The organism is Saccharothrix longispora (assembly GCF_030852425.1).
GTDB lineage: Bacteria > Actinomycetota > Actinomycetes > Mycobacteriales > Pseudonocardiaceae > Actinosynnema > Actinosynnema longispora.
Genome location: NZ_NSDM01000002.1, coordinates 70122 through 86211, shown reverse-complemented (window position 1 = coordinate 86211; position 16090 = coordinate 70122). Strand labels below are relative to the sequence as shown.

Below are 16090 nucleotides of genomic sequence, written 5' to 3'. Positions count from 1 at the left end.
GCCGGTCGTCCACTGCCGTCCCGACCAGCTGGTTCACTTGACGACGGCGTACGCCTGCTGGCCGCGCGGGCTGGCCGCGGCCAGCACCAGGTCGTCGTCGCGCCCGGTCGCGCACACCTTGCCCAGCGTCCCCGGCTGCACCTCGTGCACCTCGTGGCCGCGTCGGCGCAGCTCGTCGAGGACGTCCGGGGCGCGGCCCCCCTCGGTGACCAGCGCCAGCGGGCGGGACCGGCGCGGGGTGAACGACGACGGCACGTGGTCGGTGTGGAACGCGGTGGCCTCCACCGCCTCCTGCACGCCCATCCCGAAGTCGACGTGGTTGACGAAGAAGTTCAGCGTCCACTGGTCCTGCTGGTCGCCGCCCGGCGTGCCGAACGCCAGGTACGGCCGTCCGTCGCGCAGCACGACCGTGGGGCTCAGCGTGGTGCGCGGGCGCTTGCCCGGCGCCAACGAGTTCGGGTGGCCCTCCACCAGCCAGGCCATCTGCCCGCGGGTCCCCAGCGGGAAGCCCAGGCCGGGCACCACCGGGGAGCTCTTGAGCCAGCCGCCGCTCGGCGTCGCCGCGACCACGTTGCCCTCCGCGTCGGTGGCCGTGACGCAGCAGGTGTCTCCGCGCGCGGCGGTCCGCCGCACCACCGCGGGCACGCCGTCGTCGATCTGGGCCAGCCACGACGGCTCGTCCGGCGGCGCGTCCAGGTCGAGCAGCGGCGGCACGAACGGGTCACGGCCGTCGGGGGAACCCGGCCGCAGCGCCCCCGAGGCGACCGCGCCGACCAGCGCCCGCCGCTCGTTGGCGTACCCGCGCTCCAGCAGCGCCTTCAGCGGCACGTCCGCGTGCTCGGGATCGCCGTACCACGCCTCGCGGTCGGCGAACGCCAGCTTGGCGCACTCCACCACGGTGTGCAGGTGGTCGGCGCTGCCCGCGCCCATGGACGCCAGGTCGAACCCCTCCAGCAGGGCGAGCTGCTGGAGGAAGACCGGGCCCTGCGACCAGGGGCCGGGCTTGTGCACGCTCAGGCCCCGGTAGGACGACGAGACCGAGTCCTCGACCGTCGGCCGCCACGCGGCGAGGTCGTCGCCGGAGATCAGGCCACCGTTGCGCCGACCGGTGGCGTCCACGACCCGCGCGGTGGTGGCGAAGCGGTCGATCGCCTCGGCCACGAAGCCTTCGTAGAACGCCCGGTGCGCGGCGTCGATGCGCTGCTCGCGGGTGCCGCCCGCGGCCTGGGACTCGGCCAGCACGCGCCGGTAGGTGGCCGCCAGCGCCGGGTTGCGCAGCCGCCGGCCGGGACGGGGCGCCCGGCCGTCGACCAGGTAGGTGAGGCCCGACTCGGCCCACTCGTCGCGGAACAGCTCCTCCAGCGAGCCGATCATCTCCGCGGCCTTGGGCAGCACCGGGTAGCCGTGCTCGGCGTAGTGCACGGCGGGTGCGAGCACGTCGGCCAGCGGCAGCCGGCCGTAGTCGCGCACCAGCAGCAGCCACGCGCCGAACGCGCCGGGCACGCAGGCGGGCAGCAGGCCCGAACCCGGCACGGCGGACAGGCCGCGGTCACGGAACTCGGCGATCGTGGCGCGGGCCGGCATCGGGCCCTGCCCGCACACCACCTCGACCCGCTCGGAACCGGCGCGGTGGACCACGATCGGCACGTCGCCCGCCGGTCCGTTGAGGTGGGGCTCGACCACCTGGATGACGAAGGCCGCGGCCGCCGCCGCGTCGAAGGCGTTTCCGCCCAGGTCGAACATCGCCATCCCGGCGGTCGAGGCGAGCCAGTGGGTCGAGGACACCGCGGCCTGGGTGCCGCGCAGTTCGGGTCGGGTCAACACGGTGTGCGCTTCCTCTCGGTGGTGCTAGGCCGGTACGGCGGCCGGGGTGGGCAGGACCATGCGGCCGTGGGCCGCGGGCAGGACGACGCCGCTGACCGACGCCCCGGTGACCCGGCCGTCCCTGACCTCGACGTGGCAGGCCAGCGTGGACGGTCGGTGCACCTCGGCACCTTGGCGCAGCAGGTACGGGTGCGAGCCGGTGGTCGTGGGGAGCAGGCCGGACGCCACCAGCCACGGTCCGAGCGCCAGCGCGGCCGAGGCGCAGGCGGGGTCCTCGGGCATCCCGTAGCCGGGGGCGAACACGCGGCCCCGCGCGGCACCCGTTCGCCCGTCCCAGGCGAGGAGCACCACGTCCGGCTGGTCGCGCCACACCGGGTGCCCCGGGCGCAGCCCGGCGCGCGCCAGGGCGTCGGGCCGCACCGGCAGGACGTGGAAGGCGGGGCCGAAGCCCGCGGTGACGGCGGGGCCGGTGAGGTCGTCCGGGTCCAGGCCCACCGCCTCCGCCGAGGCGGTGGCGTCGAACGGGACGACCTCCAGCGGTTCGGCGGCGGTGAGCGTCGCGCCGTCGTCGTCGGCCTCCACCGGCATGAGGCGTTCGCCGCACTGCTGCACCAGGCGACCGGCGGGCAGCAGCCCCAGGCGCACGAGGGTGGCCGCCGTGCCCACCGCGGAGTGACCGCCGAAGGGCGATTCACCGTACGGGGTGAACACCCGGACCCGGTGGGTGACGCCGGGTTCCGCGGCGGGCAGCACGAACGCCGTCTCGGAGGTGCCGATCTCACGGGCCACCGCCGCCATCGCCTCGTCGGACAGGCGTCCGGCGTCCGGGACCACGCCGAGCGCGCAACCGCTGAGCGGGCCGACGGCGAACATGTCCACCACTTCGTAGTCGATCCGGTCGTGGTCGATGCGGTCGCTCACCGCAGCCCTCCCACCGTCGTCGTCAGGTCACCCGCGATGTCCTCCAGCACCCGCTCGTCGCCCGCGTAGGGGAAGTCGAGGCGCGGCCAGTGCACGACCAGGTCGGTGATGCCGACCTCCGCGAAACGGCCCGAGGCGTCCCGCCAGGACTCGACCGAGTCGAGGACGCCCCCCACGGCCGCGCCGGTCAGCAGCAGCCGGCGCAGGGACGCCGGGTCGCGCCCGACCTCCTCGCACGCCCGCTCGGCGGCGCGCACCTGCGCCGCGATGTCGGGCAGCACCTGCTCGTAGGGGCGGGCGTCGAAGGTGGCGGGCCGCCCCGCGGTGATCCAGGTCTGGGCGTACCGGGCGGCCAGCCGCATCCCGCGCGGCCCGGTGGCGGCGATGGCGAACGGGGTGCGCGGCGCGCGGACGCACCCCGGGTTCATCCACACCTCGTCGACCCGGTAGTGCGCGCCCGCGTAGGAGGTCACGCGCCGGCGCAGCAGCAGGTCCGTCACCTCGACGAACTCCGCGAACCGGTCCGCCCGCTCGCGCGGCGTGCGCTCGGTCCGGTCGACCACCAGGTCGTCCACCGCGCCCGCGCCCACGCCGAGCCCGCACACGAACCGCCCGTCGCTGATGTCGTCCAGCGACATGACCTCCTTGGCGAACGGGACCGGGTGGCGGTAGGTGGGCGTGGCCACCATGGTGCCGAGGCCGATCGCGGTGGTCGCGGTCGCGGCGGCGGCGAGGGTGGGCACGGTGCCGAACCACGGCTTGTCGCGCAGCCACCGCCACATCAGCTGGTCGTAGGTCCAGGCGTGGTCGAACCCGTACTCCTCGGCCCGTGCCCACCGCAGCCGGGCCTCTCGCCAGCGGTGCTCGGGGAGGATCAGGACTCCGTGTCGCACTCTCGCTCCTCGCGGGTCCGGGGTGGTCAGGCGGTGACGCCGGTGATCAGGGCGGCCAGCCCGGTGACGATCGAGGTGAAGTCGCGTTCGTGCGCGACGGCCTCCGGGGAGCGCAGCTCCGGCGGCAGCTCCGGGGAGTCGGCCGCCTGACCGGGGTAGAGCCCGTTCTCGGTGACGTCCAGGGCGATGGCCTTGAGCCGGCGCACCAGTTGCCGGGCCACCTCCTGCCGGGCGACCGGCGCGCGCAGCGTCAGGAAGTAGTTGTCGTAGACGACCGCGCGCATCTCGGGGTGCAGCAGCCGAGTCTCCGCGACGGTCTCCTGGAGCAGCGACCGGCCGCCCGGGACCAGCTTGGCGGCGATGCCGGCGTGCACCTCGTGGTAGGTGCGCACGTGCCGCTCCAGCTCCCGCCCGGCCGGGGTCTCCGACCACGGGAAGCGGCGACCGCGCAAGAGCCTGCGCACCGGCGCGAAGTCCGGCGCCCAGGCGCCGCTGAACCCGCGGTGCTGGAGGAACATGCTGGGCCGGATGATCTCGTGGTAGACGTCGTCGGGGCACGAGCCGGTGTAGAGCAGCATCGCGGTGTACGCCCGCACCAGCCGGCCCATGACCGCCAGGTGGCGAGGATCGTCCGGTTCGGCCTCGGCGTCGTGCTGCGCCCGCGCCAGGTACTGCCACACCGCGAACGTCGCCTGGTGGCCGGTGATCCAGCGGAACCAGAACACCTGGTTGGCCTCGTCGGCGGAGGCCAGGGCGGGTGCGGAGCGGCGGCAGGCGGGCAGCGCGCCCAGCTCCCGCAGCAGGGCGGCCGACTCCTCGTCGCCCACCCGGTCCGGCGGCCCGCCGCGGTCGTCGCGGCCCGGCGGGTCGGGCAGCACCAGCGGTTCCAGGCCGTAGGGGAAGTCCCCGAAGTCCCAACCCTCGCGGACGGGGAGGTCCGCGAGCACGGCGGTGGACGTGCTCATCGGTCACCGCCGGGGGTGTAGGTCAGCTCGAACTCCAAGCCGTTGACGTCGACCAGGTAGCAGCTCTGCACGCCGTCGGCGTCGGTGACGATGTCGGTGGGCGCCTCGTCGGTGGCGAAGCGGTAGCGGCCGGACGCGCGCAGCTCCAGCCAGCGCTCGCGCCAGGCCACCAGGTTCTCCGGCGAGGAGACGTCCAGGCACACGTGCTGGAACTGGATCTTGTTGCCGCCCGGCAGGTCGTCGGTGTCGTCGGCGCGCTCGAACAGGTGGAAGCGCAGGTCGCCCACCCTCACCTCGGTGAGCCGCTCCATGCCGGGCAGCCTGCTGAGCGTCAGGTCGGAGAACTCCTCCAGACTCCACTTCTCCTCGCACCCGAAGAAGTCGCGGTACCAGGCCACGCAGTTCGCCAGGTCCCGGGTCTGGATACCGACGTGGTGCATCCGCGGAGCGGGCGGCAATAACGTGCGCACGCGGCTCGGCGAAGTCATGGAACCGGTCATGGGAATTCCTTCGCAAGAGGGTTCGGGAATACGCTCGTGGTTCGATGTTAAGCAACTGACAGGTGGCTCTGCAACTTTTGCGGGCGATGGGTTCGGAACTTCTCCGGTAGGCTGAAGAGGGCATGCGGAAGCGCGTGAGCTGCTGTTTTGCTCACTTTACCGGCGCGATGGCGCGAATGGGGGATGGCGTTTACCGCTTTTTTCGGGTTGGCTCGCCGCGTTTTCCTCCGTAAAATGGTCGCTATGGGAGAACAGACTTGGAATGCAGTGGACGACTACCTCGAGAGCCTCTCCGCGGCGCCGGACCGGGCGCTGGAGGACGCGGCCCGGGCCAATGTCGGGTTCGAGTTGCCCGACATCGCCGTCTCGTCCGCGCAGGGCAGGTTCCTGAACCTGCTGGCGCGGACCCGCGGCGCCCGGACGGTCCTGGAGATCGGCACCTTCGGCGGGTACAGCACCATCTGGCTGGCCAGGGCGCTGCCCGCCGACGGCACGCTGGTGACCATCGAGTACGAGGAGTCCTTCGCCCGGGCGGCCGGCGAGCACATCGCGAACGCCGGCGTCGCGGACCGCGTCCGCCAGCGGGTCGGCCGGGCGCTGGACGTCCTGCCCGAGCTGACCGCCGACCCCGCCGCGCCCTTCGACCTGGTGTTCGTCGACGCCAACAAACCCGACATCCCCGAGTACTTCGAGTGGGCGCTCAAGCTCACCCGACCCGGCTCCCTGATCGTGGTCGACAACGTGGTGCAGGGCGGGGCGGTCGCGGACCCGGAGCACCCCGACCGGGGCGTGCAGGGCGTGCGGCGCTTCCTGGAACGGCTCGCCCACGAACCCCGGGTCGAGGCGACGACCCTCCAGACGGTGGGCGCCAAGGGCCACGACGGGTTCACCCTGGTGCTCGTCACGGGGTGACCGGGCGCGCGGGCCGCGGGGGTGCCGCGGCCCGCGCCGCACCGGCGGTCGGCGGCCACGACGTCACGCCCGACCGGGGTTGACCAGGTCCGGCGCGGTCCAGCCGTCCAGGTCGTACTCGGCCATGCACTGCTCGGCGAAGCCCTTGTAGTCGTCCACCTGCCCGGACGCCGTCTGGGCCAGCAGCAGTTCGATGCGCACGTTCTCGTGGTTGCCCGAGTAGTTGCGCTCGTACAGCTCGTGCCTGCCCGCGAACTCCGTGCCCACCGAGTCCCAGATCAGCTTCATCAGCTTGGCCCGCTCCACCGCGTCGTACCCGTTGGAGCCGCGCATGAAGCGGTCCAGGTACGGCCGCAGCTCCGGCTCCCGGAAGTCCTTGGCGTGCGAGTTGAGGTAGATCAGGGCGCTGCTGAGGTCCTGCATGATGATCTCGCGCACCCGCGGGTAGCCCAGCGTCATGAACCACCGGTAGGCCATGCCGTAGTCCAGGTTGGGCAGCACCGCGTCGCCGTGCCAGGTGTCGGGGGTGCGCGCCATCGCGTCGCTCAGGCCCCAGAACAGGTTGCGCCACGCCAGCACCTCTCCGACGCGGGTCTGCACGCCGCGGAAGTCCTGGGTGCCGGTGACCTCCAGGCCCTTGAGCAGCAGGCCCGCCAGGAAGTCCAGCTTCACCCCCAAGCGCGTCACGCCGTGGAAGGTGAGCCGGTGGGTGAATCCCGACTGGGTGAGGAACGTGCCCGCCTTCGCGGTGTCGCCGTAGATGAACACGTTCTCCCACGGGATCTTCACCCGGTCGAGGATGAAGATGGTGTCGTTCTCGTCCAGCCTGCTCGACAGCGGCTGGTCGAACGGGCTGCCCATCCGCGCCGAGGCCAGCTCGTAGGACTGCCGGCAGATCAGCTTCAGGCCGGGCGAGTCCATCGGGAAGGTGGCGACGAGCGCGAACTCCTTCTTCTTCACCGGCAGTCCGTAGTGGGCGATGAAGTTGGCGTGGGTCAGCGCCGACCCGGTCGCCACCACCTTCGCGCCGCTGACGACCAGGCCGTCGTCGCGCTCCTCCTCGACGTGCACGAACACGTCGTCCACCTCGTCCGGCGGCCGGTTCCGGTCGACCGGCGGGTTGATGACCGCGTGGTTCCAGAACAGCACCTTCTCCTGGGCCTCGGCGTACCAGCGGCGCGCGTTGTCCGCGAAGTCGCCGTAGTACTCCGGCTTCGCGCCCAACGTGGTCAGGAAGCTCGCCTTGTAGTCCGGGCTGCGGCCCAGCCAGCCGTAGCCCAGGCGGGCCCACCGGGCGATGGCGTCGCGGTCGTGCACCAGGTCGTCCACGCCGCGGGGCACGCGGAAGAAGCTGTGCGTGTAGCCGTCGCTGCCGGTGTCGGTGGGCGCGGTCAGCACGTCGCGGTGCTCCGGGTCGTGCAGCGCGTCGTAGAGGCGGGCGGTCATGCGCGCGGTGTTGCGGAACGCCGGGTGCTTGGTGACGTCGTCCACGCGCTCGCCGTAGGCCCACACCTCGCGGCCGTCGCGGATGCTCTCCAGGTACTCGTCGCCGGTCATCGGCCGGGTCACGCGCCGCGGGGTCCCGGCGGGCGCGGGGTCGTGCGGGGTGCTCATCTGCTTCCCTTCCGTCAGCGGGTCGTCGTGAACCGGGGCGCCCAGCCGTCCAGCGTCAGCGACCACACCGGGTCGCCGTCGGCCACGCGCGGGAAGTCGCCCCGGTGGAACAACAGCGGTCGGCCGCCGTGCGACCGGAGGTCCTCGACCTCGGCGACGTGCAGCACGTGGTCGCCGCCTTCGTAGTTGCGCCACACCCGGCAGAACAGGTGGCCCACCACGCCGTCCAGGCGCGGGTGGTCGCCGTCCTGGTCGAGCCACGGCACCGGACCGGGCATCGGCCGGCCCGCGAAGTGCAGTGCCACGTCCCGCTGGTCCTCGGCGAGCACGTTCACCACGAACGCGCCCTCGGCCAGGTGCCCGCAGGCGCGGCTGCGCCGGTCCAGCGCGGTCAGCACCAGCGGCGGCGCGAGCGACACCGACGTGAAGGCGTTGACCGTCGCGCCGTGGACCACGTCGCCGCGCCGGCAGGTCACCACGGTGACGCCGGTGGGGAAGTTCCCCAGGAACCGGCGCAGCGCCATCGGTTCGACGGGCGGCGCGGCGGTGCTAGGCGTGCTCATGGACGTGCGCTCCTCTCGTGCGGAGTGGGCGGGCGCCGTGCAGGTCGCCCGCGAGCGTGTCGAGCAACAGGGTCCGCAGCACCTCGGGGCTGCCCTCGGTCAGGAACGACTCGGCGTGGAACTGGGCCGTGGCCAGCCCCGGGCCGCGCAGCGCCAGCACCCAGCCGTCCGGGTCCCGCTCGACGTGCACGGGCCGGTCACCCACCGACACCCCGCGGTCCGTGCGGGCGGCGAAGCTGTTGTAGAAGCCCAGCCACCGCTGCCGGCCGAGCAGCCGCACCCGCAGCCGCCGGCCCTGGTTGGTGCGCGGCAGCCGCACCAGCGGCAGCCCCAGCAGGTCGCAGACGACCTGGTGGCCCAGGCACACCGCGGCGAGGGGGCGGCGGCGCTCCAGCGCGTCGGCCGCCAGTTCGCGCAGCGCGGCGATCCGCGGGGCGCGGTGGTCGGTGGGCCGACCGGGACCGGGGCCGAGCAGCAGCACGCCGTCGTCACCGATCCCGGGGACCGCGCGCCGCCACGGCACCAACCGCACCGCGCAGCCCAGCGCCCGCAACTGGTAGGTCAGCATCGCGCTGAAGTCGTCCTCGGCGTCCACGACGGTCACCGGCACGCCCAGCAGCAGCGGGTCGGCGACGCGCTGCGCGTCCGCCGACCGCCAGAACGCCGACACCCCGTCGTTGCGGCCGGCCAGCACCCGGTCGAACGCACCCGCCGGGGGAGTGGGCGCGCGGCCCGGCTGCTCGCCGCTCATCGCCCGCAGCAGCCCGGCCGCCTTGGCGGAGGTCTCGGCGGCCTCCGCGGCGGGCACCGAATCGCGGACCACCGTCGCCCCCGTGGTGAGCCGCACCGCGCCGTCCGGCGCGATGTCGGCCGTCCGGATCAGGATCGCGGAGTCCAGCGACCGCCGACCGCCCTCCGCGCCCACCAGCGCGACGACGCCGCTGTAGTAGCCGCGCCCGGCCGGCTCGTGGCGGGCCACGGCGCGGCAGGCGTTCTCCAGCGGGCTGCCGGTGACCGTCGGCGCGAACATGGTGCGCCGCAGCACCTCGGCCAGCGGCCGGTCGGAGCGACCGGTCAGGTGGTAGCCGGTGTGCGCGACGTGCGACATCCACGTCAGCGACGGCCCGGACACCACGACGTCCCGCTCGCACAGCGACACCATCATCTTCAGCTCCTCGTCGACGACCATGTACAGCTCGTCGACCTCCTTGGGGTCGCGCAGGAACCGCAGCAGGCCGTCGTGGTCCACCTCCCCTCCGGGCATCCGGTAGGTGCCGCTGATCGGGTTCATGGCCAGCTCGTCGCCACGCACGCGCACGTGCCGCTCAGGCGAGCTGCCCACCAGGTACCGGTCCCCGGTGTGCACGAGGAACGTCCAGTAGGTGCCGCTCTCCCCGGTCAACAAGCCCCGGAACAGCGCCAGCGCCGCCGATCGGTCGAACTCCCGGAACCGGCCGCGCAGGCTGCGCGCCAGCACGAAGTTCGAGCCCTCGCCGGCCTGGATCTCCGACCGGACGACGCGGTCCACCAGCCGGCCGTAGGCGTCGTCGTCCAGGTCGAACCCCAGCTCCTCCAGCGGCGGCATCCGGTCGGGCAGCGCGGCCACGGCGTCGGCCACCGGCACCCGGTGCCGGTCGCGCACCTCCATCAGCAGCAGCGGCTCCCCGTCGTCGGGGCAGTCGAAGCCGCGTTCGGCGATCTGCCGGTAGGGCATCACCACCAGCGCCGTGTGCCCGTCGCGACCCCGCGTCGCCGGGCCGTCGAGGTCCAGCCCGTCGAGCCGTTCGGCGTGGCGGACCGGGCCCGCGAGCACCTCGACCGCGTCCGCGCCGTCGCCGGGGCGGTGCAGCAGCGCGAACGGACCGCTCTCCGGCAGGCCGGGCAGGGTGGGAGTGGACCGGCTCACGCGGCCACCCGCATCGGCGTCCGGTGCCAGTGGGCGACGGCGGCCACGGCCTGCGTGGTGTTCAGCCGCGGGTCGCACAGCGTCCGGTAGTGCTCGCCGCGCGCCACCACGACCCCCGCGCCCTCGCACTCGGAGACGTTCGCCGCCGACGCCTCCAGGTGCAGGCCGGCGGGCAGTCCGCCGTTGGCGGTCACCACCCGGACGAAGCGGTCGATCTCCGCCATCACGTCACCGAGCCGGCGCGTCTTCAGGCCGTGGTCCCCGACGACGGTGTTGCCGTGCATCGGGTCGCACAGCCACAGCACGGGGTGGCCCGCGCGCACGACCGCGCGCACCAGCGGGCCCAGGTCGTCGATGTGCGCCGCGCCGAAGCGGGGGATGAGGGTCAGCCGGCCCGGCGTGCGGTCCGGGTCGAGCGCGGCGCACAGGCCGAGCACCTCGTCCACGCTCGTGCTCGGGCCGATCTTGCAGGCCACCGGGTTGTCCACCAGGGACAGCAGCCGCACGTGCGCACCGTCGAGCTGCCGGGTGCGCTCACCGATCCACGGCCAGTGCGTGCTCGCGAGGTACAGCCCGCCGTCCGGCGTGGTGCGGATCTGCGGCACCTCGTAGTCCAGCAGCAACGCCTCGTGGCTGGTCCACACCCGGTGCTCGGGCGCCGCGCCCCGACCCCGGCCGAGCTCGTCCACGGCCGCGACGGTGCGCCGCGCGGCCACGTGCCCGAGCAGGACCCGCTCGGGGTCGGCCCGCCGGGCCGAGGGCGTGGGGACGGGGCTGTTGACGATCGAGCCGCGGTAGACGGGCAGCCGGACGCCGTCGCGCACCTCGTGGTCGGCGGAGCGCGGCTTGGCGTACTGCCCGGCGATGCGGCCGACCTTGAGCACCGGTGTGCCCGCGCCGACGCCCATGACGTCGCCGAGCATGTCGAGCAGCTCCACCTTGGGGCGGATGTCGTCCACCCCGCACTCGGCCGGGTCCTCCGCGCAGTCACCCGCCTGGAGGACGCCCAACTCGCCGTGCGCGGCGCGGACCAGCAGACCCGACAACCGGCGCACCGACTCGTGGTCGACGATGGGTTCGGAGATGGACAGGCGGGTGCGGACCTCGGCCAAACGGCCCCGGTCGCACCACTGGGGTTGCTGCCGGGCCGGCAGCGCCGCCGCGGCGAGCACCTCGCTGAGCAGGCGGTCCGTGCTGGACGTGTGGGTCGTCATGGTGGTTCCTCCACGTCCCGCTCGCGCGGGACGGATCGGTTCGGGTCGTCGGTGGGCGGTGCGACCGGGCGCGGTCAGGCCGCGGGTTGGGGCACGCCGGACCGCGGTCCGACCGCTCGGGACGAATCCGTCCCGGGCGCGACCGGTCGACGCGCGCCGGCCAGTTCCCCGGTGCCCTCGAAGAAGCGGACCATCCGCGTGACCGCCGCCGGTTCGATGTCGGGGAGCGGCAGGCCGAGCCGGTCGAGCAGCGCCGCGGTGTCGTCGTTGCGGTAGGTGTTGTCGCCCAGTTCCAGGGCGCCCTCGCGGAACAGTGGCAGGGTGGCGGCCAGGGCGTTGCCGCCGGGTTCGGCGGCGGAGCGCTCCAACAGGTCCCACCACTGGTCCGCGGGCATGACGCCCACGTCGTGGCCGCTTGCCCGGATACCCCGGTAGACGGTGTCGAAGTCGGCTCCGCGCGGGTGGAACAGGTGCAGCGTGCGGTCGTGCGCGCCCGGGTCGCGGGACAGCGCCACGACGGCGCGGGCGACGAAGTCCACCGGCAGCAGGTCGGTGGTCATGGTGTCGCCGGGAGGGGCGGCGCCCAGCTGGATGAAGGTCTTGACCTGCCGCCAGAGGAAGTCGTCCGCCTGGCACGCGCCGGTCCTGCTGTCGCCGGAGACGCGACCGATGCGGTACACCGTGACCGGCAGCCCCTCGTCGCGGGCGGCCGTGGCGATCCGCTCGGCCACCCACTTGCTCTGCGTGTAGCCGATGCCCAGCGCCTCGGGCGCGCGGGGCACCGACAGCTCGGTGATCACGCCGTCCGGTTCGGCGGGCGAGAACACCGCGATGGTGGACATGTGGTGCAGCCGCTTGACCCGGCGGTGCGCCGCGAACGCGACGACGCGCGAGGTGCCGTCCACGTTCGCGGCCTTCACCGAGCCGTAGGGCAGCACGAAGTTGATGTGCGCCGCCGCGTGGTAGACCGCGTCCACGGTCGAGGCCAGCTCGTCGTGCTCGTCCTCGGCGAGGCCGAAGCGCTCGCGGGCCAGGTCGCCGGGCATCGCCACCACGCGCCGCGGGTCCAGCGCGTCCGCGATGCCGTAGCGCCGTGCGGTGTCCAGCAGCCGGCGCCACGCCGCGTCGGCGTCGTCGGCCCGCACCAGGCAGTGCACCCGCCACGTGGTCGTGCGCAGCAGGTCGTGCAGCAGGAACGCGCCGAGGAAGCCGGTCGCGCCGGTGAGCAGCACGTCGGTCACCTCGTCGTCGGCCACCGGGGCGCCGCGCACCGCGAAGCCCTCGGGCAGGCGGACCTCGGCCGGCAGGTCGAGCCTGCGCGGTGCGGCGGCCGCGCCGGTGTCGAGGACCTCGGCGATGCGGGCGGCCATGCCCGCGACCGTCGGGTTGTCCAGCATGGCCCGCAGCGGCAGGTCGACGTGGTGCTCGCGTCGCAGCCGGTAGACCAGCTCGGTGGCCATGATCGAGTGGCCGCCGAGGGCGAAGAAGTCGTCGTGGCGGCCGGGGGCGACCCCGCCGAGCAGCTCGGCCCACTGCCGGGCCACGGCCTCCTCCAGCGGGCCGGTGGGCGGTTCCGAGGGCGCGTCGGCCACGACGTCGTCCAGCCTGAACAGCTCCCGCAGCGCCTTGCGGTCGGCCTTGCCGCTCGGGGTCACCGGCAACCGCTCCAGCCGCACGACGTGCGAGGGCACCATGTGGTCGGGCAGCACGCCGACCAGGGCGCGACCGACCTCGTGGGGGTCCTCGGGGCCGCCCACGACGAACGCCACCAGCCTGCGGTCGCCGGGCGCGACGTCCACCGCCGTGACCGCCGACGCCGTCACCAGGTCCAGCGCGTCGATGGCCGCCTCGACCTCGGCGGGCTCGATCCGGTAACCGCGGACCTTGATCTGGTCGTCCACCCGGCCCAGGTACTCCAGCCCGTCGCGGGTGGACCGCACCAGGTCGCCCGTGCGGTACAGCACCTCGCCGGGCCGGAACGGATCGGGCAGGAAGCGCCGGGCCGTCTCCTCCTGCCGCCGGTGGTAGCCCGGCGACAGCACCGGGCCGCCCAGGTGCAGCTCACCCGGCACGCCCGGCGGCACGACCGCGCCGCGCCGGTCCAACACGGCCAGGCGCAGGCCGGGGATGCCCTCGCCGATCGCGGGTGCCTCCGGCCAGGTCGCCGGGTCGCCGGGGACCTCCCGCCAGGTCGCCAGGTGGGTCTCCGACGGGCCGTACATGTTCAGCAGGCGGGCGCCGGTGTGCTCGGCGAAGAAGCGGCGGATCTGAGGTGAGACGACCAGTTGCTCGCCGACCGAGGCGACCTCGCGCAGTGCGTCCAGCCGCAGGCCGGCGTCCACCGCGATGGCCGCCAGCCCCTGGAGCGCCACGTAGGGCAGGTACACCCGGTGGACCTCGTGCCGGCGCAGGAACTCCGCCAGGGCGTGCAGGTCCTTGCGGACCTCCTCGGGGACGAGCACCAGCGTGCCGCCGACGCACAGCGTGCCCAGGATCTCCATCACCGAGACGTCGAACGACAGCGACATGTACTGCAACGTCCGGCCGGTCGCGCCCACCGGGGACACCCGGTCCTGCACCCGCACGAGGTTGTCCACCGTCTCGTCCCGGATGACCACGCCCTTGGGGCGGCCGGTCGAGCCGGACGTGTAGACGACGTAGACCTCGTCCTGGGGGCTCTTGACCCGGCCGAGGTCGTCGGCGGGCCACCCGGACAGGTCGACGCGGTCCAGCTCCAGCCGCTCCACCCCGCCGGGCAGGTCGCCCGCCGCGGCGGAGGTGGTCAGGACCAGCCGCACGTCGGCGTCGGCCAGCATGTCCCGCACGCGCTCGCGCGGGTAGGAAGGGTCGATCGGCACGTAGGCCGCGCCGGACTTCACCACGCCCAGCAGCGCCACCACCGCGTCCACCGACCGCGGCAGGTACAGGGCGACGCGGTCGCCGGCGCCGACCGGGCGGTCGCGCAGGGCGCGGGCGAGGCGGTTGGCGCGCTCGTTCAGTTCCCGGTAGGTCAGCGAGCGGCCCTCGTGCTCCACGGCGACGGCGTCCGGGGCCGCGGCCACCTGCTCCTCGAACAGTTCCGAGGTGGGCCGCGGCGGGGTGCGCTCGGCGACCCGGTCGCCGAGCGCGAGCACCTCGCGCTCCTCCTCGTCCGACAGCAGTCGCACGTCGCCCAGCCGGGAGCCGGGCTCGCGCGCGAACGCCTCCAGGACCCGCACCAACCGCTCGCCCAGGCCGCGCACGGTGGTGGCGTCGAACAGGTCGGTGTCGTACTCGAACACCGCGTCCAGCTCGCCCGCGTCGCCGGGCTGCACCACCAGCGACAGGTCGTACTTGGCACCGTGGCCGACGTCGCGCCGGATGCGCAGGCGCCGGCCGCGGCGCTCGACGTGCGACGAGCCCGGCGGGGTGAGCACCAGCATGGTCTGGATCAGTGGCGAGTAGCCGCCGGCGCGCTTGGGTCGCACCCGCTCGACGACCTTCTCGAACGGCGCCCACTTGTGCCGCATCGCGTCGGCGGCCTCGTCGCGCACCGCCCGCAGCAGGTCGCGCACCGTCGCGTCCTCGTCCAAGCGGTGCCGGAGCACCACCATGTTGACCAGGTAGCCGATGATGTCGTGCGCCTCGGCCGGGTCGCGCAACGACACCGGGGTGCCGACGGCCACCTCGTCCTGGCGCGCGTAGCGGGACAGCAGCAGCGCGTACGCCGCGTGGGCGATCATGAACAGCGTGACGCCCTCGGCGGCGCCGAGCGCGTGCAGTTCGCGCACCAGCGGCGCGGGCACGGTGAACGGCAGGACGTCGCCCGCGAAACGCCGGGTCGCCGGGCGGGGCCGGTCCACCGGCAGGTCCAGTGCGGGCAGGTCGCCGCCGAGCCGGTCCGCCCAGTGGTCCAGCACCCGCGACAGCTCCGGGCCGGCCAGCCGGAGTTCCTGCCAGTGCGCGAAGTCCGCGTACTGGGGACGGTCGCAGCCGTCGTCGGTGGGCAGGCCGGTGACGACCTCGTCGTGGCGCGCCAGCAGTTCGGTGAGGAACAGCCCGGCGGAGGCGGCGTCGGAGGCGGCGTGGTGGATGTCGCACACCAGGGCGGTCTCCGGCTCTCCACCCGGCCCGGTGGCGCGGGTGGCGCAGACGACCGTCACCACGGGGTCGGCCCCCAGGTCGATCCTCGTGCGGGCGACCTCGGTGGCGATGGCCGCCGGCTCGTCGTCCGAGGAGTACTCGCGCACCTCGAACCGGAACCGCGGCTCGGGCGACACCACCTGGGTCAGCACGCCGTCGACCAACCGGAGGTTGGTGCGCAGCACCTCGTGGCGACCCACCACGCGCCGCACGGCCTCACGCACCGCCTCCGGCTCCAGCGCCTCGGGCAGCACGACGTGGAACGGGCCGTTGTACGCGGTGGACGACGGCGCGTACTGGTCGGCCAGCCAGATGCCGCTCTGCCCGGACGAGGCCGGGAGCGGTTCGCCCCGACGCGGTGCCAGGCCGGCGCGCAGCACCGGACGGGTGCCGGTCCCGCGCGACCGCTCGACCACGTCGGCCAGCTCGCCCGCGGTGTCGATCCCGCGCAGCGCCTCGTCGCCGAGCCCGGCGGCGAACACCGCGCGCACCGCCGCGCCGACCCGGGACACCGCCTCGGGACCGCCGCAGCGCCGGGACAGCGAGTCGGCGGCGGAGAGGTCGGCCACGCCGGTGACCGTCCGCGCCAGCTCCAGCACCGCGGATTCCAGGGGTGGGTTCACAGTTCCTCGTCTCCTCCGTCTCGGCCTCGCCCG

The 16090-nt window shown here is 74.1% G+C and carries 11 protein-coding genes; 1 reads left to right on the top strand and 10 read right to left on the bottom strand.

What is annotated here, in order from left to right; all coding sequences use genetic code 11:
- Window positions 1-33 precede the first annotated feature (33 nt).
- The 5 genes from CKY47_RS05975 to CKY47_RS05955 are packed head-to-tail and all read right to left on the bottom strand — an operon-like array spanning window position 34 to window position 5043.
- On the bottom strand, window positions 34-1824 hold the full coding sequence (locus CKY47_RS05975) for a gamma-glutamyltransferase family protein (protein ID WP_306744632.1): 1791 nt from the start codon (window positions 1822-1824) through the stop codon (window positions 34-36).
- A gap of 24 nt (window positions 1825-1848) precedes the next feature.
- The gene (locus CKY47_RS05970) at window positions 1849-2745 is read right to left on the bottom strand and encodes a PhzF family phenazine biosynthesis protein (protein WP_306744631.1); all 897 of its coding nucleotides are present in this window, start codon (window positions 2743-2745) and stop codon (window positions 1849-1851) included.
- Entirely contained in the window at window positions 2742-3638 is an 897-nt protein-coding gene (locus CKY47_RS05965) for an LLM class flavin-dependent oxidoreductase (RefSeq protein WP_306744630.1), read from the bottom strand. The genes CKY47_RS05970 and CKY47_RS05965 overlap by 4 nt, the downstream gene beginning before the upstream one ends.
- Before the next feature lie 26 nt (window positions 3639-3664).
- Window positions 3665-4603 (bottom strand): 3-methyl-L-tyrosine peroxygenase-related protein, encoded by a 939-nt coding sequence (locus tag CKY47_RS05960; RefSeq protein WP_306744629.1) that lies wholly within the window; start codon window positions 4601-4603, stop codon window positions 3665-3667.
- A complete protein-coding gene (locus tag CKY47_RS05955) occupies window positions 4600-5043 on the bottom strand; it encodes a VOC family protein (protein WP_306744628.1) in 444 nt (147 codons plus the stop codon). Before CKY47_RS05955 ends, CKY47_RS05960 begins: the two co-directional genes overlap by 4 nt.
- A gap of 303 nt (window positions 5044-5346) precedes the next feature.
- Here CKY47_RS05955 and CKY47_RS05950 point away from each other — a divergent pair, with 303 nt between their 5' ends.
- Entirely contained in the window at window positions 5347-6015 is a 669-nt protein-coding gene (locus CKY47_RS05950) for an O-methyltransferase (protein ID WP_306744627.1), read from the top strand.
- Window positions 6016-6078: 63 nt separating this feature from the next.
- Here CKY47_RS05950 and CKY47_RS05945 read toward each other — a convergent pair whose 3' ends face one another.
- The 5 genes from CKY47_RS05945 to CKY47_RS05925 form a co-directional block, all read right to left on the bottom strand.
- Window positions 6079-7629, bottom strand: coding sequence for a 4-hydroxyphenylacetate 3-hydroxylase family protein (locus CKY47_RS05945; RefSeq protein WP_306744626.1), 1551 nt, complete (start codon window positions 7627-7629; stop codon window positions 6079-6081).
- Window positions 7630-7643: 14 nt separating this feature from the next.
- On the bottom strand, window positions 7644-8192 hold the full coding sequence (locus CKY47_RS05940; protein ID WP_306744625.1) for a flavin reductase family protein: 549 nt from the start codon (window positions 8190-8192) through the stop codon (window positions 7644-7646).
- Window positions 8179-10098 carry a chorismate-binding protein gene (locus tag CKY47_RS05935; protein WP_306744624.1) on the bottom strand — a complete coding sequence of 640 codons (1920 nt, stop codon included), beginning with the start codon at window positions 10096-10098 and terminating at the stop codon, window positions 8179-8181. Before CKY47_RS05935 ends, CKY47_RS05940 begins: the two co-directional genes overlap by 14 nt.
- A complete protein-coding gene (locus CKY47_RS05930) occupies window positions 10095-11312 on the bottom strand; it encodes a 3-deoxy-7-phosphoheptulonate synthase (protein WP_306744623.1) in 1218 nt (405 codons plus the stop codon). Before CKY47_RS05930 ends, CKY47_RS05935 begins: the two co-directional genes overlap by 4 nt.
- A 74-nt stretch (window positions 11313-11386) precedes the next feature.
- Complete coding sequence (locus CKY47_RS05925; RefSeq protein ID WP_306744622.1) at window positions 11387-16057, bottom strand: non-ribosomal peptide synthetase; 4671 nt, start codon at window positions 16055-16057, stop codon at window positions 11387-11389.
- Window positions 16058-16090 lie beyond the last annotated feature (33 nt).

Excerpts from the sequence above, each read along its gene's own strand:
- CKY47_RS05960 (WP_306744629.1), bottom strand. The coding sequence starts at position 4,603 with ATGAGCACGTCCACCGCCGTGCTCGCGGACCTCCCCGTCCGCGAGGGT.
- CKY47_RS05950 (WP_306744627.1), top strand. The coding sequence starts at position 5,347 with ATGGGAGAACAGACTTGGAATGCAGTGGACGACTACCTCGAGAGCCTC.
- CKY47_RS05940 (WP_306744625.1), bottom strand. The coding sequence starts at position 8,192 with ATGAGCACGCCTAGCACCGCCGCGCCGCCCGTCGAACCGATGGCGCTG.
- CKY47_RS05955 (WP_306744628.1), bottom strand. The coding sequence starts at position 5,043 with ATGCACCACGTCGGTATCCAGACCCGGGACCTGGCGAACTGCGTGGCC.
- CKY47_RS05945 (WP_306744626.1), bottom strand. The coding sequence starts at position 7,629 with ATGAGCACCCCGCACGACCCCGCGCCCGCCGGGACCCCGCGGCGCGTG.
- CKY47_RS05930 (WP_306744623.1), bottom strand. The coding sequence starts at position 11,312 with ATGACGACCCACACGTCCAGCACGGACCGCCTGCTCAGCGAGGTGCTC.